18 protein-coding genes and 1 pseudogene are annotated in these 25,877 nt (G+C 61.8%); 3 read left to right on the top strand and 16 right to left on the bottom strand.

The genetic code is table 11. The annotated features are described in order from the left end of the window. Nucleotides 1-27: 27 nt before the first annotated feature. A complete protein-coding gene (locus tag V2B23_RS22280; RefSeq protein WP_430952312.1) occupies nucleotides 28-2,262 on the bottom strand; it encodes an MMPL family transporter in 2,235 nt (744 codons plus the stop codon). Nucleotides 2,263-2,369: 107 nt separating this feature from the next. Between V2B23_RS22280 and V2B23_RS22275 the strand changes: the two genes are divergently transcribed. Further along, nucleotides 2,370-3,833: a hypothetical protein gene (locus V2B23_RS22275; RefSeq protein ID WP_430952311.1), complete on the top strand. Its 1,464-nt coding sequence runs from the start codon at nucleotides 2,370-2,372 to the stop codon at nucleotides 3,831-3,833. A 35-nt stretch (nucleotides 3,834-3,868) separates the two neighbouring features. Here V2B23_RS22275 and V2B23_RS22270 read toward each other — a convergent pair whose 3' ends face one another. The 6 genes from V2B23_RS22270 to V2B23_RS22245 all read right to left on the bottom strand — a co-directional run bounded on the left by V2B23_RS22270 (nucleotide 3,869) and on the right by V2B23_RS22245 (nucleotide 12,253). Continuing rightward, nucleotides 3,869-4,981, bottom strand: a complete 1,113-nt coding sequence (locus V2B23_RS22270) for an NDMA-dependent alcohol dehydrogenase (RefSeq protein ID WP_430952310.1) — start codon at nucleotides 4,979-4,981, stop codon at nucleotides 3,869-3,871. 49 nt (nucleotides 4,982-5,030) lie between these two features. Next, nucleotides 5,031-6,530, bottom strand: a complete 1,500-nt coding sequence (locus V2B23_RS22265; RefSeq protein ID WP_430952309.1) for an aldehyde dehydrogenase family protein — start codon at nucleotides 6,528-6,530, stop codon at nucleotides 5,031-5,033. 107 nt (nucleotides 6,531-6,637) lie between these two features. Continuing rightward, the gene (locus V2B23_RS22260; protein WP_430952308.1) at nucleotides 6,638-8,305 is read right to left on the bottom strand and encodes a sigma-54-dependent Fis family transcriptional regulator; all 1,668 of its coding nucleotides are present in this window, start codon (nucleotides 8,303-8,305) and stop codon (nucleotides 6,638-6,640) included. 3 nt (nucleotides 8,306-8,308) lie between these two features. Further along, nucleotides 8,309-9,946, bottom strand: a complete 1,638-nt coding sequence (locus V2B23_RS22255) for an AMP-binding protein (protein ID WP_430952307.1) — start codon at nucleotides 9,944-9,946, stop codon at nucleotides 8,309-8,311. Between the two features lie 173 nt (nucleotides 9,947-10,119). Beyond that, nucleotides 10,120-11,469 (bottom strand): MFS transporter, encoded by a 1,350-nt coding sequence (locus tag V2B23_RS22250; protein ID WP_430952306.1) that lies wholly within the window; start codon nucleotides 11,467-11,469, stop codon nucleotides 10,120-10,122. Between the two features lie 238 nt (nucleotides 11,470-11,707). Then, complete coding sequence (locus V2B23_RS22245) at nucleotides 11,708-12,253, bottom strand: hypothetical protein (RefSeq protein ID WP_430952305.1); 546 nt, start codon at nucleotides 12,251-12,253, stop codon at nucleotides 11,708-11,710. A 187-nt stretch (nucleotides 12,254-12,440) separates the two neighbouring features. Between V2B23_RS22245 and V2B23_RS22240 the strand changes: the two genes are divergently transcribed. Then, nucleotides 12,441-13,316 carry a glycosyltransferase gene (locus V2B23_RS22240; protein WP_430952304.1) on the top strand — a complete coding sequence of 292 codons (876 nt, stop codon included), beginning with the start codon at nucleotides 12,441-12,443 and terminating at the stop codon, nucleotides 13,314-13,316. Between the two features lie 3 nt (nucleotides 13,317-13,319). On the opposite strand, the gene eutC is transcribed toward V2B23_RS22240, so the two are convergent. The 9 genes from eutC to mftE all read right to left on the bottom strand — a co-directional run bounded on the left by eutC (nucleotide 13,320) and on the right by mftE (nucleotide 24,443). Then, nucleotides 13,320-14,093, bottom strand: a complete 774-nt coding sequence (gene eutC / locus V2B23_RS22235) for an ethanolamine ammonia-lyase subunit EutC (protein ID WP_430952303.1) — start codon at nucleotides 14,091-14,093, stop codon at nucleotides 13,320-13,322. Further along, nucleotides 14,090-15,502 (bottom strand): ethanolamine ammonia-lyase subunit EutB, encoded by a 1,413-nt coding sequence (locus V2B23_RS22230; protein WP_430952302.1) that lies wholly within the window; start codon nucleotides 15,500-15,502, stop codon nucleotides 14,090-14,092. Before V2B23_RS22230 ends, eutC begins: the two co-directional genes overlap by 4 nt. Continuing rightward, on the bottom strand, nucleotides 15,499-16,962 hold the full coding sequence (eat, locus tag V2B23_RS22225; RefSeq protein WP_430952301.1) for an ethanolamine permease: 1,464 nt from the start codon (nucleotides 16,960-16,962) through the stop codon (nucleotides 15,499-15,501). Before eat ends, V2B23_RS22230 begins: the two co-directional genes overlap by 4 nt. A gap of 113 nt (nucleotides 16,963-17,075) precedes the next feature. After that, nucleotides 17,076-17,648, bottom strand: coding sequence for a DUF779 domain-containing protein (locus V2B23_RS22220; protein WP_430952300.1), 573 nt, complete (start codon nucleotides 17,646-17,648; stop codon nucleotides 17,076-17,078). 58 nt (nucleotides 17,649-17,706) lie between these two features. After that, entirely contained in the window at nucleotides 17,707-19,230 is a 1,524-nt protein-coding gene (adh, locus tag V2B23_RS22215) for an aldehyde dehydrogenase (RefSeq protein WP_430952299.1), read from the bottom strand. A gap of 187 nt (nucleotides 19,231-19,417) precedes the next feature. Next, nucleotides 19,418-20,725 carry a transcriptional regulator gene (locus V2B23_RS22210; protein ID WP_430952298.1) on the bottom strand — a complete coding sequence of 436 codons (1,308 nt, stop codon included), beginning with the start codon at nucleotides 20,723-20,725 and terminating at the stop codon, nucleotides 19,418-19,420. A gap of 73 nt (nucleotides 20,726-20,798) precedes the next feature. Beyond that, the gene (gene mftG, locus V2B23_RS22205) at nucleotides 20,799-22,286 is read right to left on the bottom strand and encodes a mycofactocin dehydrogenase MftG (protein ID WP_430952297.1); all 1,488 of its coding nucleotides are present in this window, start codon (nucleotides 22,284-22,286) and stop codon (nucleotides 20,799-20,801) included. Beyond that, nucleotides 22,283-23,680 carry a mycofactocin biosynthesis glycosyltransferase MftF gene (gene mftF, locus V2B23_RS22200; RefSeq protein ID WP_430952296.1) on the bottom strand — a complete coding sequence of 466 codons (1,398 nt, stop codon included), beginning with the start codon at nucleotides 23,678-23,680 and terminating at the stop codon, nucleotides 22,283-22,285. The genes mftG and mftF overlap by 4 nt, the downstream gene beginning before the upstream one ends. Before the next feature lie 70 nt (nucleotides 23,681-23,750). Continuing rightward, nucleotides 23,751-24,443 carry a mycofactocin biosynthesis peptidyl-dipeptidase MftE gene (gene mftE / locus V2B23_RS22195; protein ID WP_430952295.1) on the bottom strand — a complete coding sequence of 231 codons (693 nt, stop codon included), beginning with the start codon at nucleotides 24,441-24,443 and terminating at the stop codon, nucleotides 23,751-23,753. Nucleotides 24,444-24,608: 165 nt separating this feature from the next. On the opposite strand from mftE, the pseudogene V2B23_RS22190 reads away from it, so the two are divergent. Then, a pseudogene (locus V2B23_RS22190) lies at nucleotides 24,609-25,849 on the top strand (DUF222 domain-containing protein). Nucleotides 25,850-25,877: the final 28 nt, after the last annotated feature.

Here is a 25,877-nt window from a genome sequence, read left to right as displayed (position 1 = left end):
ACCGGATGGTTTCCATTGGAGAAGTCATTACACCCTGACAGGTACCGGATCTGCGTCTGGATCCTGTTCGATCGGGATGAGCCGGATCGCTTCGCCCTCGATATCGACGTTGGGCAGGATCTTGTCGAGCCAGACCGGCAGCTTCCACGCCGAGTCTCCGAGAATCGACATGACCGCGGGAATGACGATCATACGAATGATGAAGGCGTCGAAGAAGACTGCCGCGGCAAGTCCGAAGCCCATCATTTTGCTTGTGGTTTCCGACGACAACATGAACGCGCCGAACACCGAGATCATGATGATCGCCGCTGACGCGACCACACGCGCACCGTGGGTGTACCCCGAGATGATGGCGTCCTTTGCCGACAACCCGTGCACGTACTCCTCGCGCATTCGCGTCACGAGGAATACCTGGTAATCCATTGCCAGACCGAAGACAACACCGATCATGAAGATCGGCAGGAACGAGATGATCGGCTGGGTGTGCTGGATCAACCCGAATGCACCCTCTTGGAAGATCGCCACCGTGGCACCGAACGTGGCGCAAATGGAGAACAAGAATCCGAGAGTTGCGGTCAGCGGAACCAAGATCGAACGGAAGACGACCATCATGATGATGAACGCCAACCCGACGACCACAATCAGATACGGAATGAGCGCAGAACTGAGTTTCGACGACATGTCGGCAACAATCGCCGTCTGGCCCGCGACACCAAGTTCGGCACCCTCCGCTTTCACCGTCGATCCGTATTCGCGGATCTGATCCATCAGCTCGTGTGTTTCGGGACCGCTCGGCGACAGCTGCGGAGTCACGGCGATCAGAGCGGAGTTGGCCCCAACGGTTGGGTTGGCCGCGTCGGGTCCGTTGCCGGTCCACATCAGGAGATCAGGCGTAGCGACGTTGTCCAGGCCCTTGATGTACGCAATCGTCTTGGCTGCGACGGGCGTGATGTCGGTCCCCTCGGGAGAGTCGAGAACAACAAATAACTTGCCGTTGACGCCCTCGCCAAAACCTCGCTGCATCAGCGCGAGTGCCGGTTGCTCCTCGTCCTGAGTGAAGGAAAGCCCGAGCTCGAGTTTTGTCATCGGAATCGCGGCGATCACCAGGAGAACCAACGCAATGCCGGCGATAGGCCACGGGTACTTGGTGACCACCTTCGCCCACCGGTGCCCGTTCGATTCCATCGATTCAGGCTCGTCACCGTGACGCAGCCCGGGGATGCGCGGCGAGAAGGCAAAGCGTCCGAAGACCCCGAGAACAGCCGGGATCAACGTGATCGCGCCCAACACCGCGATAATCACGGCGATCGCAGCCGAGATTCCCATCTGGGTGATCATCGGTACACCCACCACGGCCAGCGCTGCCAAGGCAACCACAACGGTCAGGCCGGCGAAGACGACGGACGAGCCGGCAGTGCCCACCGCACGACCGACTGCTGCCTCCCTGCTACCACCCAGATTGAGTTCACTGCGGTACCGCGAGACGATGAACAGCGCGTAGTCGATCGAGACGGCGATGCCGATCATCGTCACGATGCCCGTGACACCTTCGTTGATGTCGAAGAATCCCGCCCCGAGTGTGACGGTCAGAGTTGCGAGTGCGATACCGAGTATCGCGGTGAACAGCGGAATGAACGCCGCGATCAGTGCACCGAAGGCCACGATCATGACGATGAACGCCACCGCGAAGCCGAGCATCTCCGACAGACCGCCAGCAGCCTGGACCTGCATCAGTGAACCGGTGCCCTCGACTTGCAAACCGCCGGTACGGAATTTAGCCATCAGATCGAGGAAAGCCGTTTTGTTGGCCTGGGTTTGATCCTCGATGCGGATCGACTGGTTGAGTTGGATCAACCCCACCTTGCCGTCGTCGCCCAGCACGGCAGAAGCAAGCGCCGGTTCGGCGGCCGCCAGGGTGACTGGATTGACGATCGTCTCGGGATCAACGATGTCCGGGAGAGTCTTTGCCTGCGCGATCAATTGGTCGATCTGATCACTGTGCGCGGCAAGTCCGTCGTCGGCCGCGACAAGAATGCTGGTGGATGCCTTGCTTTGTTGCTCTGCCGCAGCCGCAAAATTCTCGTTCATGAGTTCGGTGGCACGCTGGGAATCCGTGCCGGGAAGATTGAATTCCTTCGAGAATGTCGGGCTGGTGGCGCCGATCGCGCCTGCAACAATCGCGATGACGATCACCCACGTTGCCAACACAAGGTACTTGTGACGGAATGCAAACTTCCCAAGCCTGTACAAATAGGTAGCCAACGCAAGCCTCTTTCGCCGTGGACTCTCGGTGCCACGTCATACGGTACGGTCCGATTCGTTTTATGGCACTCGATATTTGCCAAGAAGCCCCCACGAAAGGCATTCGCATGACACACGGCCAGAGCGTCGACCGCGACCGACTTCTGTCCGGGCAACGACGTCTCGACGCCCTGGGACCGCGATTGACCGGCACCGACGCGCATCATGCGGTGGTCGAGGAAGTCGCCCGCGAGTTCGTGGATCTCGGACTCGAGGTTCACCGTGATTCGCACACCTTCGAGCGTTGGGATCTACCTCAGCGCGCTGACGGACTGCGCATCGAACTGCCGACGGGACCTGTTCAAGTCTCGTCCGCATTCCCCTACTCCGGACTCACCGGGCCGGCTGGAATCACGGCACGTCTGGTCTATCTCAATGCCAGGCGTCCCTCGTGGTCGAAGGCCAAAGGCGCTGTCGCGGTGATCGAAGTTCCCCACGTCGACCTCCCGCGCTCGCTGCTGGTGAGTGAATGGGGACCGATGGTGACGGGCGAGACCCTGCGAAATCCAGTACTCTCCGCGACGCTGTTGGGGCCGAAACTCGAGAAGGCCCGCAAAGCCGGTGTCCTCGGCGTGATCGCGGTGTGGCGTGGCATCGCCCCGGACAACGCTCTGGGACAGTATCTTCCGTTCACCCAGCCGTATCACGATATTCCGGCACTGTGGGTGGCGGGTGACGAGGGCGCACGGGTCGTTGCTGCCGCTCATTCCGGCCAGCTGGCGACTCTGGTTCTGGACGCGACTTTGCATCCCGGAACAACAACCGACACTGTCTGGGCCGTCTCCCCTGGCTCTGCGCCATCAGAAACGATTCTGGTCATCACGCACAGCGACGGGACGAACGGGGTCGAGGAGAACGGCCACCTCGGCATGATGGAGTTGGCTCGCCATGCTGTTGCACAGCCGCATCGACGGTCGTACGTGTTTGTTCTGACCACCGGTCACCTGCGCATTCCTGCGGTGTCCGAACACGGACAGGCAACGTCGACGTGGCTGGAGGCCCACCCTGACATGTGGAAAGGTGAAGCGGGCCAGGCGCGTGCGGTGGCCGGGATAGCAATCGAGCATCTGGGCGCTCTCGGCGACACCGAGGACACCGCACTCGGCACCTATACGTTGGACGCGACCCCGGAACCGGAACTTCTCTATGCGACCAGCCGGGAAGTCCACGACATCGTCGCACCGCTGTGGCGCGACATCGGTAGCGGCGACCGCCGAATCGTCGCCCCCGGCCCCGTCATTCACTTCGGCGAAGGCGAACCACTGTTCGAGCGCAAGATTCCGGCCGTCGCGTTGGTGACAGCGCCGCAATACCTGCTGGGGTTACGCGAACCGGATGCAGCCACACACGTGGACATCGACGTTATGGTGAAACAGGTCCAGAGCTTCCGCGAGCTACTCGACGCCCTCGACGTGACGGACTCCGCAGCTTTCGGCTCGGTGGTCGGGCGGACGGTGTTCGCGAAATTCTCGGCATTGCTGAAGCTGATGCAGATCCTGAAAAAAGCAAAAACTGCTGTGCGCCATTATTAACCGCGGGCGGTCGACAAAGGCGCACAGCAGGTTTCCTACTTGTCGTGAATGATCACGCCACGGATGTTCTTGCCGTCACGCAGATCCTGGTAGCCCTGGTTGACGTCTTCGAGGCTGTACGTGTTGGTGATCAGTTCGTCGAGCTTGAGTTGGCCGGCGTCGTAGAGACGCAGCAGGCGCACGATGTCGTACTGCGGATTCATGGATCCGAACAGCGTGCCCTTGATCGTCTTCTGGTTCAGCGTCAGGTCGGTACCCGACACGTGCACGGTCAGCTTGGCGGGATCGGCGAGTCCCGTGATCACCACGGTGCCACCCTTGCCGATCACGGCCGTCGCTGCACTGACGACGTCCTCGTCGACGGTGCCGACCAGAATCAGTGCGGCGTCGGCGCCCTGTCCCCAGGTCAGCTCGTTGACCTTGACAGCCGCACTCTCGGCGTCCGCAAAGGCATGCGTTGCACCGAATTTCAGTGCGGTCTCACGCTTGAGAGCGACCGGATCGACCACCACGACGTACTTGCAGCCCGCCGCGACGGCACCCTGGACCGCGTTGATACCGAGGCCACCGATGCCGTAGATGACCGCGGTGTCGCCGGCGCGAAGGTTACCGGCGTTGACGGCGGTTCCCCAGCCCGACGGCACACCGCAACCGACGACCACTGCGGTCTCCAACGGAAGCCAGTCGTCGATCTTGACAACCGAGTGCTGCGAGATGGTGGCCCGCTCGGAAAACGTTCCGAGCATGCACATTCCGCCGAAGTCCAGACCGTTGCCGTGGAAACGGAAGGACCCGTCGGGCATGGAACCTTCGAGGATGGTGGCGCCCATGTCACACAGGTTCTGACGACCGGTCGAGCAGTAGCGACACGTGCCGCAGTTCGGGATGAAGCTACAGACGACGTGATCGCCCGGCTTGACCTTCGTGACACCGGGTCCGACCTCTTCGATGATGCCCGAACCTTCGTGCCCGCCGACAATCGGGTAACGCGGCGGGAGATCACCGTCGGTGAGGTGCAGATCCGAATGGCACAATCCGGCAGCGGTGTACTTGATCAGTACCTCACCCACCCCCGGGCCGTCGAGGTCGAGTTCCATGATCTCGAAAGGCTTTCCGGGCTCGAGTAGTACAGCAGCTTTGGTCTTCACTTGTGATCTCCTTGAATTGTCGGGCGAGGGTTCGAAAGTGGGGATGAACTCAGAGAGCGATGTTGACAGCCTTTGTCTGGGTGTAGAGATCGATGGCGGATGCGCCGAGTTCGCGGCCCCAACCGGACTGCTTGTATCCACCGAAGGGCATTGCGGTGTCGAAGCCGTTGTACTGGTTGATCCACACCGAGCCGGCCTTCAGACGCTTGGCCGTGCGGTGGGCCTTGGAAATGTCACGGGTCCAGATACCTGCGGCCAGGCCGTAGATGGAATCGTTTGCGGCAGTGATGGGCCCGTCGTCCGCGTTGAACGGCAGCGCCGCGACGACGGGTCCGAAGATCTCCTCCTGAACGATGGAGAATTCGGGCTTGACGTCAACGAAGACAGTCGGCTCGACGAAGTAGCCCTGATCGCCCCAGCGGTTACCGCCGGTGAGTGCACGTGCGCCGTCGGCGATTCCCTCACGCAGGTATCCGGTGACCTTGTCGAACTGCTCCTGCGACACCAGCGGCCCGAGTTGAGTGGTGGGATCGAGGCCCGGTCCGATCTTGACCTGGCTGGCGGCGTGGGCAACCGCTTCGGTGAACTTCTCGAAGATCGAGTCCTCGACGTACAGACGGGTTCCGGCGACGCAGCACTGACCGTGATTGAACAACCAGGCATTGAGCGAACCTTCCACCGCTGCATCAAAATCTGCGTCGGCGAACACGATGTTGGGGCTCTTGCCGCCGAGCTCGAGGGTCACCTTCTTGAGGTTGCCCTTGGCCGCGTCGACGATCTTCTTGCCTACCTCGGTGGAACCGGTGAATGCGACCTTGTCGACGTCGTCATGACCGGACAGTGCTGCGCCGGCGTCACCGAAGCCGGGAACGATGTTGACAACTCCGGGCGGGAAGCCGGCTTCCTCGAAGACCTCGGCAAGAAGCAGAGCGGTGAGCGGAGTCTGCTCGGCCGGCTTGAGGATCACGGTATTGCCGGCGGCAAGTGCGGGGGCAAGCTTCCACGACGACATCAGGAGCGGGAAGTTCCACGGCACGATCAGACCACAAACACCGATCGCCTCACGCAGTGTGTATGCATGGAACTCGCCGCCGGGAGAGAAGGGCATGGACACATTGACTGTGCTGCCTTCGATCTTGGTGGCCCATCCCGCGTAGTAGCGGAAAACGTCTGCGGCCCAAGCCACATCGACTGCAGTGGCGATGGCAACGGACTTGCCGTTGTCGAGAGCTTCGAGCTGACCGAACTCTTCGGCGCGGGCACTGAGGATGTCGCCGACGCGCCAGATCATCCGCTCGCGCTCATTTGCCTTCATGCGCGACCACGGTCCGTCTTCGAATGCTGCGCGGGCGGCGCGCACTGCACGATCGATGTCTTCGGACTGGCCGTGCGCCACGTCGGTGAGCTTCTGCCCGTCAGCCGGGTTGTAGGTCGAGAAGGTCTTGCCGGAGGCCGCGTCGACAAATTCGCCGTTTATGTACAGCTTCTTCGGTCCGTTCAGGAATCCCTGTACCGCGGAACTGATGGTGTGCTCGGCTACTGCCGTCATCGGAAACTCCCTGAAGTAATGAGGTGCGAATGTGATGCACGCCATACTTCCGCGCTTCCGCGGGTGCTAACTGTCCGAACTTTGTACAACTGGTTTCGGACAGAAATCTAGACAGTGATATCGAGCGCCCGCATCCGCGTGTAGAGGGTGCTGCGGCTGATGCCGAGCTGCGCCGACGCGTGAACCTTGTTGCCGCCACAGTCTTTCAACGCTCCGATGATGGCTTGACGCTCCGCTTTCTCGCGTCCCGCCAACCGCGACACCTTGGTGGTGGTGCGGTAGTCCTCAGGCAGGTCGGCGACGTCGATGCGATTACTCGCACGATCGTCCGCGGCACGACTGAGCACAACGCGCAACTCAGCCAGATTTCCCGGCCAGCTTGCCGCTGCCAGTGATTCGGCAGCACTGGCGGTCAATCTCAGTTCGGGCGAGATCCCTTCCAGCATCGCCTGGGCCAACTCGGCGATCTCGGCTTGTCGCTCGCGCAACGGAGCGATGACGACTCTGGAAGAGCACCGCGAGACGAGAGCCGCGATGGCGGGCGGTAATTCAGCTACTGCGCCGCTGGTCAGTACGATCCTCGGCCCCTCGGCACTAGCGTCGATCAGGTCCGCGACCATGGGCAACACCGAATCGGGAAGGAGCTGTACCTGTTCGATCACAACAACACCCGAACGCTGACGAGCAGCTCGCACGAGATCGGTGACCCATTGCTCACGTCCGTCGAACGCGATTCGCGTCGCGTCATGCCAACTGGCGTCGACACTGCCGACTACGTCCGATGCTGCCGAAGTTCGACCGGAACCTGCCTCACCCGAGATTGCCACTGCGGACGACGACGCCCGCGCCCGCATCAGATCGCGGCGCAGTCGTTCCCCCGGAGACGGAGCCCGCTCGTGCGTTCGACGAATGGGTGCCCGCTCACGCTGGAGTGGTTCGACCAGGAAAAGTGCTCCGCCGTCGGCGCCGGAAATTCGGTCGGCTTGAACTCGCGCGAGTGCACCGGACGCCAATTCGACTGTCACCAATCTCGATTGGTCCGGGTTGAGGTCGGCGATCAGGGACCGCAGCGATACGTGGTCGGCGGTGTCCAGCAGATCAAGAGCCGTTCGGTTGCTCAGCAGGATGTCGTCACCGATGGCCGCGACGGCAATATTGCGCTGATGCGACACTCTCTGGAACGCGTCGACCAACCGCTGCTCCGACGCCTTCGATCCCTCGAGCAAGCGCTTCTCGATGTCCGCCGCCGCCCGCGCAAGGAACGGCGCGAACAGCGGGTTAGCTTGCGAGACAATACCGGTCATGTCGAGAATGCCTTCGACGCGACGTGTCACGGGGTGAAGGATCGGCTGGCCGTAGCAGCTCAATCCCTTGAGACTGTCGAGGAAATGCTCCTCGCCGTGAATCACCACCGCTCGCCCCACCTCGAGCGGCGTGCCGAGGGCGTTGGTGCCGGCATGTTCTTCACCGAATCGTGAACCGTTGACTACACCTAACCGCTCGATCGTCCGCTCGACGAGACGGTCCGAGTACACCGATGCCACAACGCGGCACTCGCGATCTGCCAGCAGGACACAGAATCCGGTGCCCGCGAGCTGCTGGGCAACTTCGTCGAGGACCGGAGAAGCTGCGCGCAGCAACCGGCTCTCGGCGTCCTGGTCGGCGGTATCGACAGCGATCGCCGCGGACGGGTCGACTCCGCTGAGCCGCGAGCGTTTCCAGGAAAGCGCGATCTCGGGCCGAACCGGATCGCGACCTCCTGAAGAATCGAACACGACTCAGCCCTGCCCGATCAGTTCCACCGCCTGTTCGCGCATCGCGATCTTGCGCACCTTTCCGGTGACGGTCATGGGGAATTCGTCGACAACGTGCACGTACCGCGGAATCTTGTAGTGCGCCAATTTACCTGTGCAGTAGGCACGTACGGCGTCGGCATCCAGTTCGGGTGCGCCCTCGCGCATCTGAATCCACACCATCAACTCCTCGCCGTACTTGGCGTCGGGCACACCGATCACCTGCGCGTCGAGGATGTCGGGATGGGTGTACAGGAACTCTTCGATCTCGCGGGGGTACACGTTTTCGCCGCCGCGAATGACCATGTCCTTGATCCGGCCGGTGATCGCGACGTACCCGGACTCGTCCATCACACCGATATCGCCGGTGTGCATCCACCGGGCGGCGTCTATCGCCTCAGCGGTCTTCTCCGCGTTCTCCCAGTACCCGAGCATGACCGAGTACCCACGCGTGCACAGTTCGCCTGGCTCGCCGCGCGGCACCGTCAATCCCGTTGCCGGGTCGACGATCTTGATCTCGAGATGCGGTCCGACGCGTCCGACCGTCTCGGTTCGCTGCTCGATCGAATCGTCCGAGCGGGTCTGCAGCGACACAGGAGACGTCTCCGTCATGCCGTAGCAGATGGATACCTCTGCCATACCCATGCGATCGATGACCTGCTTCATCACCTCGACCGGGCAGGGCGAACCCGCCATGATGCCGGTTCGAAGGGACGACAGATCGAAGCTGTCGAAGTCCGGCAGCGCCAACTCGGCAATGAACATCGTCGGAACGCCGTAGAGGGACGTGCACTTTTCCGCCTGGACGGCTTCGAGCGAAGCGCGCGGATCGAATGCCGGGCCCGGAATGACCATGGCGGCACCGTGACTGGTGCACGCAAGGTTGCCCATCACCATGCCGAAGCAGTGATAGAAGGGCACCGGAATGCACACGCGGTCGACTTCGGTGTAATGGCACAACTCGCCGACAAAATAGCCGTTGTTGAGAATATTGTGGTGACTGAGCGTCGCACCCTTCGGGAAACCGGTAGTGCCCGATGTGTATTGAATATTGATGGCGTCGTCAGCCGAGAGCGCAGCCTGGGCAGCGGCGAGAGGAGCCGGATCGCTTGCCTGCGCCGCCAATCCGTCCGCCAGCACGCCATCCCACTCGGGTGAACCGAGCAGAATCACCGACGTCAGATCAGGGCACTGCGGCCGCACCGTCTCGATCATCGACGCGTAGTCCGAAGTTTTGAAGCTGGCCGCAGACACCAGGGTGGAAATTCCGGCCTGCTCGAGCACGTACTGCAACTCGTGCGAGCGATACGCCGGATTGATGTTGACCAGGATCGCGCCGATCTTTGCCGTCGCATACTGCGTGAACGTCCATTCCGGACAGTTGGGCGCCCAGATTCCCACCCGATCGCCCTTCCCCACACCACGGGAAAGAAGTCCGGCAGCGAGCCCGTTCACCTGCTCGGCGAACTCCCCGTACGTCCATCGTCGACCGCTGGCGTGGTCGATCAACGCATCGCGGTCGCCATGCGCGGAAACCGTGCGATCGAGATTGTCTCCGATGGTGTCGCCCAGCATCGGACCGTCCCATACTCCGGACGTATAGCTGGGCAGCGGCGTACTCATGTGTTCTGTCCTCTCCGGTTACCTGATCAGGCACCTATGAGAGGGGCCGCCGCAGCGGACCCTCTCATCTACGAATTTACTCGATTCGGTGTGATGCACGACATACTTCCCGGTGTGGGGTGTCCGTAACTGTCTGAAGTCCGGACACCCCGCCCGACATCTGTCATCTGTCCTTACAGCGCGTGGTCCTTGGTCTCGACGAGCGCCCAGGTGCAGACGAGACTCACCACACCGAGGATCGCCAGCATGATGCCGATCGCCATGCTTCCGTACGCCGAGGCCAGCGGGGCTGCGATCAGCGGGGGCACCGCGCCGCCCAGGACACCGGCGAGGTTGTAGCCGAGGCCGGCACCGGTGTAGCGGTAGCGGGTCTGGAACATTTCCGGGAGCAGTGCGCCACACGGGCCGTAGGCGATTCCGAAGATCATCAGAGTGCCGAACATTCCGAGGATGAATGCAAGAGGCGTTCCGGTGTCGAGGAGCGGGAACAGAATGAGCGCCCACACCACGGCCAGGCCGCACGAGATCATGATGACCTTGCGACGTCCGATCCGGTCCGAGTACAGCGCGGAGACGATGATCGCGGCGCCGAAGACAAAGGCGGACGCAATACCGACGGACAGGACGAACGGGCGGGAGAACCCGAGCGTCTTGGTGCCGTAGCTCGTGAGGAATGCCGTACCCATGTAGAAGAAGGCAAACAGGCAGGCCAGCGCACCGGCCGAGAGGAGAATTTCCTTGGTCTGGAAACGCCATGCATCCAGGAACGGGAGGGTGCGAGGTGCTTCGTTCTTCTCCGCTGCGACGCGATCAGCTTGCTCCGCCTTGAAGACCGGAGTTTCTTCGATAGCGAGACGCATGTAGAGGCCGATACCGACGAGCACGATGGAGAACAGGAACGGGATACGCCAGCCGTAATCGAGGAATGCCTGGTTTGTGTCGCCGAGAACTGCGCCGGTGATGAGGAACGTGCTGCTCGAGAGAACAAATGCGATGGCCGGACCGAGCTGCGGGAACATGGCGTAGAGGCCGCGTTTACCGGGTGGGGCGTATTCCGCGGTGAGCAGGGTTGCGCCCGCCCATTCACCACCAACTGCAAATCCTTGACCGAATCGCAAGAGCACCAAGATGATCGGAGCTGCAACACCGATGGTCTCAGCGCCGGGCAGCAAACCGATGAGCAGCGTCGAAATACCCATCAGCAACAGAGTGGAGATGAGCGTCTTCTTACGACCGATGCGATCTCCGAAGTGCCCGAACAACATTGCGCCGACCGGCCGTGCGATGAAAGCAACGGCAAAGGTCGCGAACGACGCCACAGTGCCGGCAGTGGCCCCGAGCGCCGGGAAGAAGACCGTCGGAAAGACAAGCGCCGCAGCGGTTCCGTAGATGAAGAAGTCGTAGAACTCAATGGTCGTGCCGATACAACTGGCGATGGCAACTCGCCGCACACTCGTTGTCTTCGCGGGGGCTGCCGCTGTGCCTGCGGCACTCGATCCCCCTGATGGAGAGACTGTGGTCACTCGATTCCTCCGTGGTCCGGTGGTGTTGCCCTGTGGGCCACACCGTCGATAAGAGGAAAGGTAGTGATCCGGCTCACCCCCGCACTACCCCCGAAAGGGGGTGGGGGTGATGCGCATCACTTTTCATGACCTTAAGTAACGAGTTTCACTTCACTACGACACGACAAAGGCCGTCCGACTCCCAGGAAGTCGGACGGCCCCGACAGCGAGAAGCTTCGCTAACTGCAAGAAGCTACGCTCAGTTTTCGGACTTACCAGCTGCCTCGCACAGCTCCTGACGGATCTCCACCCACACCGTGGCGTACGAGTCGATTCCCGGTTCCGCAATCCACTTCGACTCCCCCGCTTGAACTTTCGCAAGCGCGTCGGCGAACAGGTCCTGATACCGCGACAGGCGCGGAACAAACGCGGACAGATCATCGAACACGTTGGACGCGCGGCGGTCCAGATCTGCCAGCGACGCGGCGTCAGCACTGGCGACGAGAGCAGAGAATTCCTCGTCCAACGGCAGGAAGGCTTCGAGGACCTCGAGAATCGAGTCCTCGTCGATGGACACGCGCTCGGCATCGAGCTGATCGTTCAGCTCGGCGAGACCCTTGTCCGTCAGACTGATCTGATTGTCGCTCTCCACCGCCTTACCCTGTTCGACCAGTGCGTCGTACGCGGCCTGTCCGGATGCCGCACTCACTCCCAGGTGCTCGGCAAGAACACCCGATCCGACGCGTTCCTTGAGCCGCACCGACTGAAGCAGCGCCAATTCGTCCACGTTGCCGGCAAAGGCCATCGTTCTCTCCTCATCACGTGCCGCCTGGGCGGCCTCACACTGGTGCGAAATTACCGAAACAGAAATCGCAAGCCCCGACGGGCTCGACAGCAATCACATCACAGAGGCGGCCACACCAGCGCTGCTACCTGCGATCAGCGGCAAATCCGACGCAGCGGCTTTACCAGGCATACGGTATCTTTGGCGCGTGAAGCCGCACCTTGTGTCCGTGGTGATCCCCGCGTACAACGCCATGGACCACATCGGCGAACAGTTGACCGCCCTCACCTCGCAGGATTACGAGGGAGCGCTCGAAGTCATCGTTGCCGACAACGGCTCCACCGACGGCCTCGCAGCATTCATCGCGGACCATCCGTCTACGGAGGCACTCTCCCTCCGTCTGGTGGATGCGTCGGCCGGACGAGGTGGCGGTTACGCCCGCAACGCCGGAGTTGCTGCATCCGGCGGTGATTTCATCGCATTCTGTGACGCAGACGATCGTGTCCACCCATCGTGGCTCAGTGCGATCGTCCGCGCAGCCGAGAACTCGGATGCCGTTGGCGGAGTGGTGGAAACCGCCTCGATCAACTCGAGCGAGGTTGCCACGTGGCGCACTTTCACCGGAACGCAGCTCGGCAGTGGAGATTTCCTCCCCTACGGCATTACCTGCACCTTCGGCATCTGGCGCTCGGCATTCGACAAGGTCGACGGGTTCGATCTCCGATACGTGAATTCCGGTGAGGACATCGACCTCTGCTGGCGCCTGCAATTGGCCGGCATGACGTTGGCGCACGCGCCCGATGCCGTGGTTGCGTACCGTCTTCGTGACACATATCGCGGTACGTGGAATCAAACCCGCGCCTACGGAATTGCCACGGCGCAGTTGTACTCGCGGTTCCGCGAACACGGTCAGCGGCGGACTGCTCCTCGTATCGTCGCCGCGACCGTGCTTGCTCTGCTTCTCTTCAACCCGCTTGTACCCCGCCGGATCTGCCCGATGCCTCGCGGTAGATGGTTCGTCCACGCCGGCAATCTGGTGGGGAAGGTTCAGGGAAGCATCAAATATCGGGTGCTCTTCATCTGAGCACTATTCGAGGGTCAGCACCTCACCCGAGGCCAACTGGTCTGCCCGCGACGTGTCCTTGAGGTCGACACCGGAACGCCCTAGCTTTCGGGCGCCGGTCACCAATCCCGCAACAACGCGTGCTGCCTGCTCGTAGCCCAGACCTTCCGGTGGATGGATGTTGGAGATGCAGTTTCTATCCGCGTCCGTGCGTCCGACTCGTGGGAGATGGGTCAGATAGATCCCGACGCTGTCTGCAACCGAGAGTCCAGGACGTTCGCCGATCAGGACCACAGCAGTCTGCACACCCATTGCCGCCGCGATGTGGTCCCCCAGTGCCACTCTCGAATTGGTTGCTATGACGGGCGGCGCAATCGAATACGTCGTTCCCAGGACGGCGACAAGCGCTGCGAGCAACTGCTCACCGTGATCCATGAGGGCGCGCGGTGAAAGTCCGTCCGCGAGAATGAATCCAATTTCCTTGTCCGACGTTTCGATCGCACGCAGATCAGCCGGTCGGCGTCCCAAATCGGGTCGGCGTAGGTACTCGCTCCGCGTGGACGCGCCGCTGGTGACCACCACCGGCGCCCCGATTCCGACGGCTTCGACCCGCCGAGCGAGAATCTCCGAATCGAGCGGTACGTGAACGGCATCCCGCGCGGCAGCGTGAGCGGCCTTGAACTCGAGCACTCGTGTGGTGGGCAACGAATCTCCGGTGCGGCCCAACCCGATTCGCGACTGCGTTGTCGCACGAAGCGGACTCCAGAAGTCGACAACCGGTGCCGCGTCGTCGCTCATCGGTTCACCGTCAGTGCTCGCAGCGGCGACACGGAGGCATCTACGGGCAACACTCGTCCATCTCCGTCCGTCATCCCCAAACCGTGAAGCCAGGCCTCGAACTCCGGAGCAGGTTGCAGGCCAAGCACCCGTCGCACGTACAACGCGTCGTGGAATGCCAAACTCTGATACCCGAGCATCACGTCGTCCGCCCCGGGAACCGCGATCACAAATGCGGCACCCGCCACTCCGAGCAGGGTCAACAGGTTGTCCATGTCGTCCTGGTCGGCCTCGGCGTGGTTGGTGTAACACACGTCGACGCCCATCGGCAGTCCCAGCAGTTTTCCGCAGAAATGATCTTCGAGGCCTGCTCGGATGATCTGTTTACCGTCGTACAAGTACTCGGGCCCGATGAATCCGACGACGGTGTTGACCAGGAGTGGCTCGAGGTCGCGGGCCACTGCGTATGCGCGAGTTTCGAGAGTTTGCTGATCGACAGGCGCGCCGCCGGTGCCGAGGTGAGCGCCGGAACTGAGCGCCGAACCCTGCCCGGTCTCGAGGTACATGACGTTGTTCCCGACGGTCCCCCGGTGCAAGGACCGACCGGCTTCGTTACCTTCTCGGAGCAGCGGAATATTCACCCCGAAACCGGAATTGGCGCCTTCTGTGCCGGCAATCGACTGGAAGACGAGATCGACCGGTACACCGGATTCGATCAGTCCGATCGTCGTGGTCACGTGGGAGAGCACGCAGGATTGTGTCGGAATCTCGAATCGCTGCCGGATGTCGTCGAGGAGGTGCAACAGATCCGATGTGGCCTGCGGAGAGTCCGTCGCCGGGTTGATCCCGATGACGGCGTCGCCACAGCCCAGGAGGAGACCGTCGAGAGTCGCTGCGGCAATTCCCCGTGGGTCATCGGTGGGATGGTTGGGTTGTAGCCGGGTGCTCAGCCGACCAGGTAGACCGATGGTGGTCCGGAAGCCGGCGGTGACGGTGATCGCCTTCGCGACGGCAATCAGATCCTGATTACGCATGATCTTGCTGACCGCCGCCACCATCTCCGGGGTCAAGCCTGGGCTCACCGCAGCAAGTTGGGTCGCCGCACCTGGCGCCGACGCAGTCTCGAGAAGCCAGTCCCGCAAGCCGCCGACGGTCAGATGCGCGACCGGTTGAAAGGCCAGACGGTTGTGACTGTCGACGATGAGCCGCGTGACCTCGTCGTCCTCGTACGGAACCAGGAGATCTTCCAGAAATACTTTCAACGGAAGATCCGCCAGAACCCATTGGGCAGCAGCACGTTCGGCGTCGGAGTGCGCCGCGCAACCGGCCAGTTCGTCACCTGATCGAAGTGGCGTCGCCTTGGCCATGAGGTCGACGAGGCTCTCGAACGTGTACGTCGTGCCCGAAACCTGTTGGTGGTACATGCTCATTCCAGTTCTTCTTCCGCCTGTGCAAGTACAGCAAACTCCTCATCGGGCGAGTTGGCAACAAGATGATGTCGACTGTAGAGACCGAAATAGGCCATGAGAACACCGAATGCTGCGAGCGTGAGAAGTGCTGCGATCGGATCGACCAAGAACGTGGCGACCACGGATATCGCTGCGACGACAAGAGCAAAAGAAGTGGTGGCAATTCCGCCGGGAGTCCGATACGGACGGGGCATGTTCGGCTCCCGCTTGCGAAGCACGATGTGGCTCACCATCATCAGCACATAGCTGACAGCCGCGCCGAATACCGCCATGTTCAACAGCATCGCGCCTTCTCCGGTGAGCGAGAGGGCAAACCCGATGACTCCCGGGACTACGAGTGCCAGTGTCGGGGCCTTACGCTTGTTTGTCACCGACAGGTTCTTGGGCAGGTATCCGGCACGCGAGAGCGCAAAGGTCTGGCGGGAGTACGCGTACATGATCGAGAAGAAACTCGCGACCAAGCCGGCGAGCCCGATGTAGTTGACGACCTTGGCCGCGCCGCTGTCGCCGAGCGCCTCGACCAACGGGTTACCGGAGGTGGACAATGCGTCGGCACCCAATGCGCCCGTCGCCAGGAAGAGAACGGCTGCGCCCGTGACGATCAGGATCAGCATGCTGATGATGATGCCGCGCGGAACGTTCTTCTCCGGTTCGCGCGCTTCCTCAGCTGCGAGTGGAACACCTTCTACCGCAAGGAAGAACCAGATCGCGAAGGGAACTGCTGCCCAGATTCCGATCAACCCGAAGGGCAGGAACGACGACGACCCAGCAGCGGAAGTATCGACTGCGATGTCGGTGAGATTCGACGAATCGAACAGTCCCACAGCGGAAACCGCAAAGACGACAAGGCCGACGAGAGCAATGGCGGTAATCACGAACATCGCCTTGAGTGCCTCACCCGCACCGGTGAGGTGAATACCGATGAAGATCGCGTACACCGCGAGGTAGACCCACCAACCGTCGGTGATTCCGAACAGATTGAGCGATTCGACGTAAGCTCCGATGAACGTCGCGATGGCGGCCGGTGCGATGGAATACTCGATGAGAATCGCAGTGCCGGTGGCAAATCCACCCCACGGGCCCAACGCTCGACGAGCGAACGTATAACCACCACCAGCAGCGGGGAGCGCCGACGACATCTCGGCCATGCCAAGCACCATCGCCAGGTACATTCCGGCGATGACGACGGCAGCGATCAGCAGACCGCCGAATCCGCCCTCGGCCAGTCCGTTGTTCCATCCGGCATAATCACCGGAAATCACATAGCTGACACCCAATCCGGCCAGCAGCACCCATCCTGCCGTGCCTTTGCGGAGTGTTCGTTTTTCGAGATACGAATTGTCTTCTGCGTGAAAATCGGCGCCGTCGTGGTGCGCGCCTGTCGACTTGTCCGGCACGTGCTCGGAAAGAGACATGTCCATCCTCTGAATCGGTCAAGAATTCAACGACGCCAGTGCCCTGGCGCCGCGTGGCTCAACAGTATGGGTGAGAAGTAACCAACAATCGCCGCGGCGATGACCGGGCTGTAAAACGCTCAGGCTCGTCCGGCCATGCCCGGAACCGGGCACGCGTCCACCGCTTCGGCGACAACCTGAGGAACTGTTGGCGGAAGGGGGCGCACACCGGCCTCCCACTGGGCGCCGACCAAGATCGCGGACGAGTTGAGTGCATCGTTCTCTTGCGCCGTGAAAGCCCGTGCTCGACTGAGGAATCGGAATCCTTCAGGAGACTCCAGACTGAACCCACTGCCCCGGCCGGGCACCACGTCCAGAACCAACTGGGTATGCTTCCACGCTTCGAATTGGGATCCGGAAATCCAGACCTGCACGGCGTCCGTACCCGAGGGCAGGTCGACGGGTATCTCACCGACCCCGAGCCGCAGATCGATGACGCCGAGCAGTACGTCACGGTCACCGACGATGAATTCACCTGCGGGATAACACATCGGCGCGCTGCCGTCGCAGCATCCACCGGATTGATGCATCATCAGTTCGCCGTGGTTTCCGCTGAGGCGGCGCAGAAGATCAGCCGCCCCAGCGGTGGTCACGAGACGGGGTGGAACGACGCCGGCCGTGTCATCAGGTGCGGTGACATCAGTAGCGTCCATTCCAGCCTCCGTGTGTTCGAATCCTCGTGTTGCCTTTATGTGTTGCGCGAAGCGAGGATCAGAAGAAGCCCTGAGCCTTCTGCGCGTAGCTGACCAGGAGGTTCTTGGTCTGCTGGTAGTGCGAGAGCATCATCAGGTGGTTCTCGCGGCCGATACCGGACTGCTTGTATCCACCGAAGGCTGCGTGTGCGGGGTACTGGTGGTACGTGTTGGTCCACACTCGGCCGGCCTGGATGTCGCGGCCCGCACGGTATGCAACTCCACCATCACGCGACCAGACGCCGGCGCCGAGACCGTAGAGGGTGTCGTTGGCAAGTTCGATGGCCTCGTCGTAATCCTTGAAGGACGTGACGGACACGACCGGTCCGAAGATCTCTTCCTGGAAGATGCGCATCTTGTTGTTGCCGGTGAAGACCGTCGGCTGCACGTAGTAGCCGCCGGAGAGGTCGCCGCCCAGCTGAGCCCGCTCACCGCCGGTGATGACCTTGGCGCCTTCGGCCTTGCCGATCTCAATGTAGGACAGGATCTTCTCGAGCTGGTCGTTGCTGGCCTGCGCGCCGATCATGGTCTCGGTATCAAGCGGATCACCTTGGCGCACAGCCTTGGTGCGGATGGCAGCCATTGCGAGGAAGTCGTCGAAAATATCTTCCTGGATCAACGAACGCGACGGGCACGTGCACACCTCGCCCTGGTTGAGCGCGAACATCGTGAAGCCTTCGAGGGCCTTGTCCTGGTAGTCGTCGTTGGCGGCGAGCACGTCGGAGAAGAAGATGTTGGGGCTCTTGCCGCCGAGTTCGAGGGTGACCGGGATCAGGTTCTGCGACGCGTACTGCATGATCAGACGTCCGGTGGTGGTTTCACCGGTGAACGCGATCTTCTTGATACGCGGGCTCGACGCGAGCGGCTTGCCGGCCTCGACGCCGAAACCGTTGACGATGTTGAGAACACCGGCAGGCAGCAGGTCACCGATGATGCCGATGAGGTGCAGGATCGACACAGGAGTCTGCTCTGCGGGCTTGAGGACGATGGCGTTGCCGGCAGCAAGTGCGGGAGCCAGCTTCCAGACGGCCATGAGGATCGGGAAGTTCCACGGAATGATCTGGCCGACTACGCCGAGCGGCTCGTGGAAGTGGTACGCCACGGTGTCGGAGTTGATCTCCGAGAGCGAACCTTCCTGTGCGCGAATCGCTCCCGCGAAGTAGCGGAAGTGGTCGATGGCAAGCGGGATGTCCGCGTTGAGGGTTTCACGGATCGGCTTGCCGTTGTCCCAGGACTCGGCGAGCGCGATGGATTCGAGGTTCTCCTCCATGCGATCGGCGATCTTGTTCAAGATGATGGCGCGCTCGGCGACCGAAGTCTTGCCCCACGCCGGTGCCGCTGCGTGCGCTGCGTCGAGAGCGAGCTCGATGTCTTCGGCGGTGGAACGTGCCACGTCACAGAAATTCTGTCCGGTCACCGGCGTCGGGTTCTCGAAGTACTGACCCTTGACCGGAGCAACCCATTCGTTGCCGATCCAGTTGTCGTAACGAGACTGGAAGGACATGATCGCGTCGGCGGTACCTGGGCGGGCGTACACGGTCATTGCAAGCTCCTATGTAAACATGATCTTCCTGGGCACAGTCCCGAAATCGGTGACTGCAGTCCCACCCCCCGGCGGGGTGTGATTCACAACACTAGGAGTTGCAACGTTGCAAGTACGTTGCGTCGGTGCAACGCGCCCATTCGGTTGGTGCAACGCGCCTGTTCGGCCGGTGCAACGCGCCCGTTCCTCAGAGTCCGAGTTGCCGGTCCAGCAGGTCGATTTTTGCTTTGACCTGCGAATACAGTGCAGATTTTGGGTCGAGCGTCGACAGGTACGCCTCCCAGACGACGGAATCCTCTCGACCATGGACCGAGGTGGTCCACTTGGCGAGAAGGTTGGCGTCGCCACCGCGAAGAAGCGCGGCCTGAACCCGGGTGCGCAATTCGTCCCGGATCGCGTCGATGCCCGGAGCGGTGGAACCACTCAGGACCGGGCCGGAATACAAGCGCATGGCCGTCGCTGCGTCGCCGCGGTCCAGTGCCTTGCGGACATCGTCGACGTCCGTGGCGAACTCGGTGATGATGCGATAGGGCCTCGACGCCAACCGATCGGCGCCGAATACCTTACGAAGGCGAGACATCTCGGCGCGAATAGTCACACCGTCCAATTCACCTTCGTCGAGGAGAACGGCAAGGTGATCTGCGCTGAGTCCTTCCGGATGTTCGGCGAGCAGAAGCAAGATCTCGGCGTGGCGTTGCGAGACCGGAATTCGCTCACCGCCACGGACGAGAGTCGGCCGTCCGCCGCCGAATGTCTCCAGCCTCGGAGCTGAGGCAGTGAGCGGAATCGGCGAATTGAGCAGGTGGAACCGCAGTTCCGATTCGGCGGCGGCCACCGTTGCACGAATCAACGACAGCACTTCCGGGACGGCAACCCGTGGTCCACCGGTGATGTCGATGGCACCGAGAATTTGACCGGTCGTGGGATCGTGGACCGGCGCTGCCGAACAACTCCAGTCGTGCACGGTGCGGTTGAAATGCTCCGAACCGAAAATCTGCACCGAATGATCGAGTGCGAGTGCTGTCCCGGGAGCATTGGTGCCGACGCGGTCTTCACTCCAGTCCGCGCCTTCGACAAAATTCATCGACAGCGCCCGATCCTTGGCGGCACTGTCGCCCTCCACCCACAGCAACCGACCGTGTGCATCGCTGATCGCGATCAACAGGCCGGTGTCCGCTGCATCCTCTACCAGCAGTTTTCGAACTACCGGCCGAATGAGAGACATAGGATGCGACGAGCGATAGCTCTCGAGATCCAGACCTTCGAGCATCTCCGGAGCACCGACAACGTCCGGATCGACGCCCTTGTTTCTACTACGCATCCAGGATTCGAGCACAACCGACCGCACGCGCGAATCGTCCGCTATTGCAGCTCCGTCATGGGCGTCGATGAAGGACTGATGGGCACTCGACAGTCGCCGTGCCAGCACCGCTACGTCATCTCCGGGCCGTACTGCTACCCACGGGTTGCCGTACACAGCCTGTTCACGTGCCATATTCTGTGTTCCTCCGCTCCCCTGCCACTGTAGTGCCGATCACATCACAATGGTGAAGATGGTCGGTTCCTCTTCACGCCCGGGCAGCGCCACGCACCAGTTCACTTGCCCGTTCAGCCAGCATCACCGCAGTCGCATGGGGACCGCGAGTGGGAATCACCGGCATGATCGATGTGTCGACAATACTGAGTGCGTCGACGCCGAAGACACTGCACCGATCGTTGACAACCGCCCCCGGGTCGAACTCCGAACCCATGACGCAACTACCCGACATGTGCAAGGACGTGCCCAACCGCGATTCGATCCACTCGTCCGAGTACTCGATCTCCGGCCGCTGGATCATTCCGGTCTTCGCGATAGTTTCGAGCAGATCCTCGGCGATCCGCATTCCCTGCCGCAGGACTCGACGATCGTGCGAGGAGTCGACGTAGTTGTATCGGATCCGCGGCGATCCGCCCGGCGCCTTCGGATCGAGTTCGACGGTTCCGCGGCTGTGCGGCGCCATCAGCACCACGCCGATCCCGTGGTCCATCTGCGGAATTCCGGGCACCAGATCTGTGAACGACGCTGTGTACGGCCGGATTTCGAGGTTCGCGTCGTTCAGAGTCATCTCCAGAACCGGGGTCTGCGGGCGCAAGATCTCCGGAACCGAATACCGGTAAGGCAGCAACACTTCCGGGTGATCGACAAATCCCTGCCCCACGCCTGGAAGGTCGACCACCACCGGAACATCATGAGCCACAAGCTGATCAGCCGATCCGACGCCGGAATTGAGGAGCAGGAGCGGCGTGGCAACCGCTCCCGAGCACACCACGATGTGACGCCCGTGGATACGACGCAACGCCGTGCCGTCGAGGACATCGACGCCCACTGCCCGCGTTCCGGCGAACACGATCCGCAGCACGGTGACACCCACATCAACGGTGAGATTGCGGCGTCCCATCGCCGGCAACAGGTAGCCGACCGCAGTACTGATACGACGGTGGTCGGAGATATTCAGCGGGACCGGGCCGACGCCGTTCGAATCCGGCGCATTCTTGTCTGCGTCCTCGGGGAAACCGGCCGCAAGGGCCGCGTCGTGGAACCGACTGCTGAGTGGATGCATGTCGTCGAGTTGGCGCCGACGCACCGGAATCGGACCATTGTCACCGTGGTACGGCCCGCCGAAATCGTAATCGTTCTCCGACTTCCGGAAGTACGGCAGCACTTTCTCGTAGCTCCAGGAATCGGGCCAGAGGTCGAAATCTGTACGCGTGGCCCGCGCGAAGTACGCACCATTTACCGCGCCGCTCCCACCGAGAGTTCGCCCACGCGAGACGACGGCACGTCGACTCGGCGTCAACTCGACCGGATACGTCCAGGTGTGTTCACTGGTCGGCCCCACCGGCAGCAAATACGGATCATCGAGGACACCCGGAAGATCAACCGTCGACCGATATCCACTTCCCGCCTCGAGAAGAAGCACCTGCGCGGCTGGGTCCTCACTGAGTCTCGCCGCGACCACACAGCCCGTGGTGCCGCCACCGACCACCACGAAGTCTGCGTGATCCGGAACGCTCACTTGGTGATTCGGGGCTTCAATGCCGCCGGCTCGCGCGCCTCGATCGCACCGCGCCACAGGCCGAATCCATACGCCACGTCGTCAGCCCGTTTGAACAACACGTACCGAACCGGACCCAAACCACCTGGCTCGCGGTGCCGATACCAGTCCACCAGCCCTTCACTGACGGCTGCGGCAATCGCCAATCGCCGGATCTTGCGTGAGCTGATCACAGCCAACAGCGTCACCGGCCAATAGTGACGGCACATCGCCGACGCCAATTGCCAGAACCCGCCCACAAATCCTTGGGCTGTGAGAATCGCCGCGATGCGCGTCGGCTGCTTCAGACCGGTGAACATCTTGCGCAACCGGAACACGGTGAACAGCAAAGCTCCGAGCGCTCCGGCCAACCCCGATTTGGTGAGCGTTGCTGCAGCAACACACGCGAACAGCGTCGAGACCGACATGGCCATGGGCGGCACCGAACCCGGATGCCGCGCAGCCAACGGCGCAGCCCCGGTTCCGTAGAAAGCTCGTCGGCTGAACCATTTACCGAACTGAACCCGGTGGTCATGAGCGACATTGGCAACCGGTTCGTAGCGCAATCGCCAACCGGCAGACTGCAGACGCCAACAAAAATCGACGTCCTCTGCTACCTCGAGGTTTTCATCGAATCCCTCGCAGTCGAGAGCCACGTCGCGCCGCACGATCATGGCCGCACTGGGCACGTATGACACCGGACTGCCGGACTTGACGGCGGCTTCCTTCCGCCCGAGATCCAACGAGGAGCGCATACTTTCGTACCGAGCCAGTGCCGTCCCGTACGGATCGAGGGCCACAATTCGCGGCGCCACCAGCGCCACACCCGGATCACTGAAATGCCCTAGCATCAGCTCGAGCCAGCCGGCTCGCGGAATGACGTCCGAGTCGAGGAATGCCACGAAACGTGTTTGTGCCGAACGCAATCCCGTATTGCGGGCCGACGAAGGACCGCGCGCGTACTCATGCCGGACAACGGTGACCGTTCCGGTACCCGGGTAGTCCCGGCGCGGATCGAGAGGAACGCCGGACCCGTCGTCGACAACGATCACCGCCAGATCCTTGAGGACAGGCAACAACCGCTCGATGCCGGCAACGTTGTCCTTGACCGGAATCACGACAGTGACGTCAGCCGCCGACGGAGTCGACATGGGCCGAGGATTCGCGACGCCCGAATCGAGCAGATGGCGCGCCACCGCAGCGCTCTGCTGATCGACAACCTCGAGGAAGCCGTCGCCGATCATCGCCGCCGCTGTCGGAGCCAATTTGAGCATGCGCGTCGGCGAACCGCCGATGAGCACGCGGCCACCCGAGTACGTGCGAACTTTGGGATCCAACCGAATGCCGAAGCCGTCGGGGAGTCGTTCGGGTCGCATCAGACGATCGTCAGGGAAAACACCGCGAATCGGTTCGGGTAGATCGCCCGCCCCCCATCGGTAACAACCATCACCGAAGCCTCCCATCCGGGCCCGGACTCCACCGGGCCAGTCCATCCGTCACACGTTGCACCAACTCGTCGAAAATGTGTGCGCCGTCCACGGCACTTGCCTGAACTGGATCACCCAGAACACCGTTATCCGACACAGCGACCATACCGCCCGAACGCAATCCTGGCATCAGGTCTGAGATAGGAGAAATATTTCCGACCTCCGCCAGGTTCATATCCACACATTCCGGCGAAAGGTGCAGTAAGAGGCTGGTTTCTGTCTTGCCCGCGTGGGCGTCCGCCCCCGGAACCGCGCAGGGCACCCAGGCTGCATCCCGGCCTTCGTATCGCAACAGCGCCACAGCCTTTGCCAACGCCGGACCGTTTCCGCCGTGTCCGTTGACAAACAGCACCCTCTTCGCCCACCGGAATGCCGACCGTCCGTACTCGACCACCACCATTTCCATGACCTCGGCACCGATGGAAATCGTCCCGGCAAAACCCTCGTGCTCCCCGCTCGCGCCGTACTCGAGGGCTGGGGCAACCACGACGCCAAGAAGCTCGTTCGACACCGCTCTCGCAATTCGGGTATCGGTGTCCAGTGGCAAGTGCGGACCATGCTGCTCGAACGAACCGACCGGAACCACAACGGTGTGCGCAGACCCCTCGAGCCCTGGGCTCGGGATAGCGGACAGTTCACGGGTTTCGGTCATGATGCGATCATATTCGTCGACAGTTCACGCATGGGCAGTGCACGTGGACAACTTGAATCAATGTCTCGAATATTATTGTAAGTCAACATGTCTCGAGCGTCGAATTGTTCAAACGTGTCCGATATGTCCCTAGGAATCGAAATTCTGTTCGATTAGAATTAGTGCATGGACAGTCGGGAAGCGTGGCAATACGACGGCGAGGGTCTCAAGACAGAGATCCTCGACCTCGCCCGCGCCCGGCACCAGATGCAGTCCCGCATGGCCGGTGATGATCACCGAAATGTTCACCCGCGACACACTCGGCGGCCAAGGATTCCGCGCTATCGCGCAGTGGCTGCACCTGTCCACGAATCTCGAGATCGGCGAATGCAGTCAGTTGGTCGGCCTGGCGCGGTTGTTCATGCTCGAACCTGTTGTCGGGCAATCTTTTCACGACGGCGACATCGATGCATTGAAAGCGCGTCAGGTCGCCCACTTCTGCCAGCACCCACCCAAGAACATGAGCCTCGCCGACGTCGAGAAAGCCCGCGACATCCTCCTGACCCTCGCCTCGAAAAAGGTCACCGACTGCGATTCCGTCCGCGCAGCCATCCGCCGGATTCAGAAGCAGTACGGCAACCGCGCCGACGGGGTACCTGCTGGTGAGGATTCTTCAGCTCAACGAGTTCTACGCCTCCCGCGGCCTGTACGGGCGAGTGAGCGTGAAAGGTGACCTCGACGCCGTCAACGGCGCCCGTCTCATCGCGCTACTGTCCGCGCTGTCGGCCCCCACACCGGAGAAGGACGGTGTGAAAGACGAACGCACCCCCGCACTTCGACGCGCCGACGGATTCTGCGAAATGCTGCGCCGCTACGAAGCCGCGGGCCTCGGCCCCATCGAAGGTGGAGTGAAACCGCACCTGACGATCACCGCCACCGCAAAAGACATGACCGATCTCCAAGCGCTCAAAGACATGTTGCCCTCCACCGAGGAACTCGGATACGCGATCACCAACTGGGCCGGCCCCATCAGCCTCGATACCGCCCGCATGCTCGCCTGCGACTGCGAAGTCACCCGAATCCTCCTCGACGACAACGGTGTTCCCCTCAACCACGGCATGAAAGCGCGACTTGCCAGCGTCCCGCAGCGGCGGGCCCTGACGGTTAGGGACGGAGGATGCGCCTTCCCCGGTTGCGGCACCCCACCGGGCTGGTGCGACGCCCATCATCTGATCCACTGGCTCGATGACGGCCCAACGGACCTCGACAACCTGATCCTGTTGTGCGGGCACCACCACCGGATGATGCATCACACGCAGTGGCGTGTCGATATCGGAGACGACCGAAAAACCCGGTTCTATCCACCCATGTCGGTAGACCCGTACCAAGTTCCGGTACCAGGGAACACACCACCAACAGCAGCCTGAAAAAACAACATGTGCACCGGGGCAGAGA

This window comes from Rhodococcus sp. 24CO, from assembly GCF_050586165.1.
Classification (GTDB): domain Bacteria; phylum Actinomycetota; class Actinomycetes; order Mycobacteriales; family Mycobacteriaceae; genus Rhodococcus_F.
The sequence above is the reverse complement of the archived record's forward strand: the minus strand, read 5'-3'. Positions and strand labels throughout refer to the sequence as shown.

Coding starts and splice junctions, on each gene's coding strand:
- V2B23_RS22275 (WP_430952311.1), top strand. CDS start 2,370: ATGACACACGGCCAGAGCGTCGACCGCGACCGACTTCTGTCCGGGCAA.
- V2B23_RS22265 (WP_430952309.1), bottom strand. CDS start 6,530: ATGACGGCAGTAGCCGAGCACACCATCAGTTCCGCGGTACAGGGATTC.
- V2B23_RS22255 (WP_430952307.1), bottom strand. CDS start 9,946: ATGAGTACGCCGCTGCCCAGCTATACGTCCGGAGTATGGGACGGTCCG.
- V2B23_RS22245 (WP_430952305.1), bottom strand. CDS start 12,253: ATGGCCTTTGCCGGCAACGTGGACGAATTGGCGCTGCTTCAGTCGGTG.
- eutC (WP_430952303.1), bottom strand. CDS start 14,093: ATGAGCGACGACGCGGCACCGGTTGTCGACTTCTGGAGTCCGCTTCGT.
- V2B23_RS22230 (WP_430952302.1), bottom strand. CDS start 15,502: ATGAGCATGTACCACCAACAGGTTTCGGGCACGACGTACACGTTCGAG.
- eat (WP_430952301.1), bottom strand. CDS start 16,962: ATGGACATGTCTCTTTCCGAGCACGTGCCGGACAAGTCGACAGGCGCG.
- V2B23_RS22220 (WP_430952300.1), bottom strand. CDS start 17,648: ATGGACGCTACTGATGTCACCGCACCTGATGACACGGCCGGCGTCGTT.
- adh (WP_430952299.1), bottom strand. CDS start 19,230: ATGACCGTGTACGCCCGCCCAGGTACCGCCGACGCGATCATGTCCTTC.
- V2B23_RS22210 (WP_430952298.1), bottom strand. CDS start 20,725: ATGGCACGTGAACAGGCTGTGTACGGCAACCCGTGGGTAGCAGTACGG.
- mftF (WP_430952296.1), bottom strand. CDS start 23,680: ATGCGACCCGAACGACTCCCCGACGGCTTCGGCATTCGGTTGGATCCC.
- mftE (WP_430952295.1), bottom strand. CDS start 24,443: ATGACCGAAACCCGTGAACTGTCCGCTATCCCGAGCCCAGGGCTCGAG.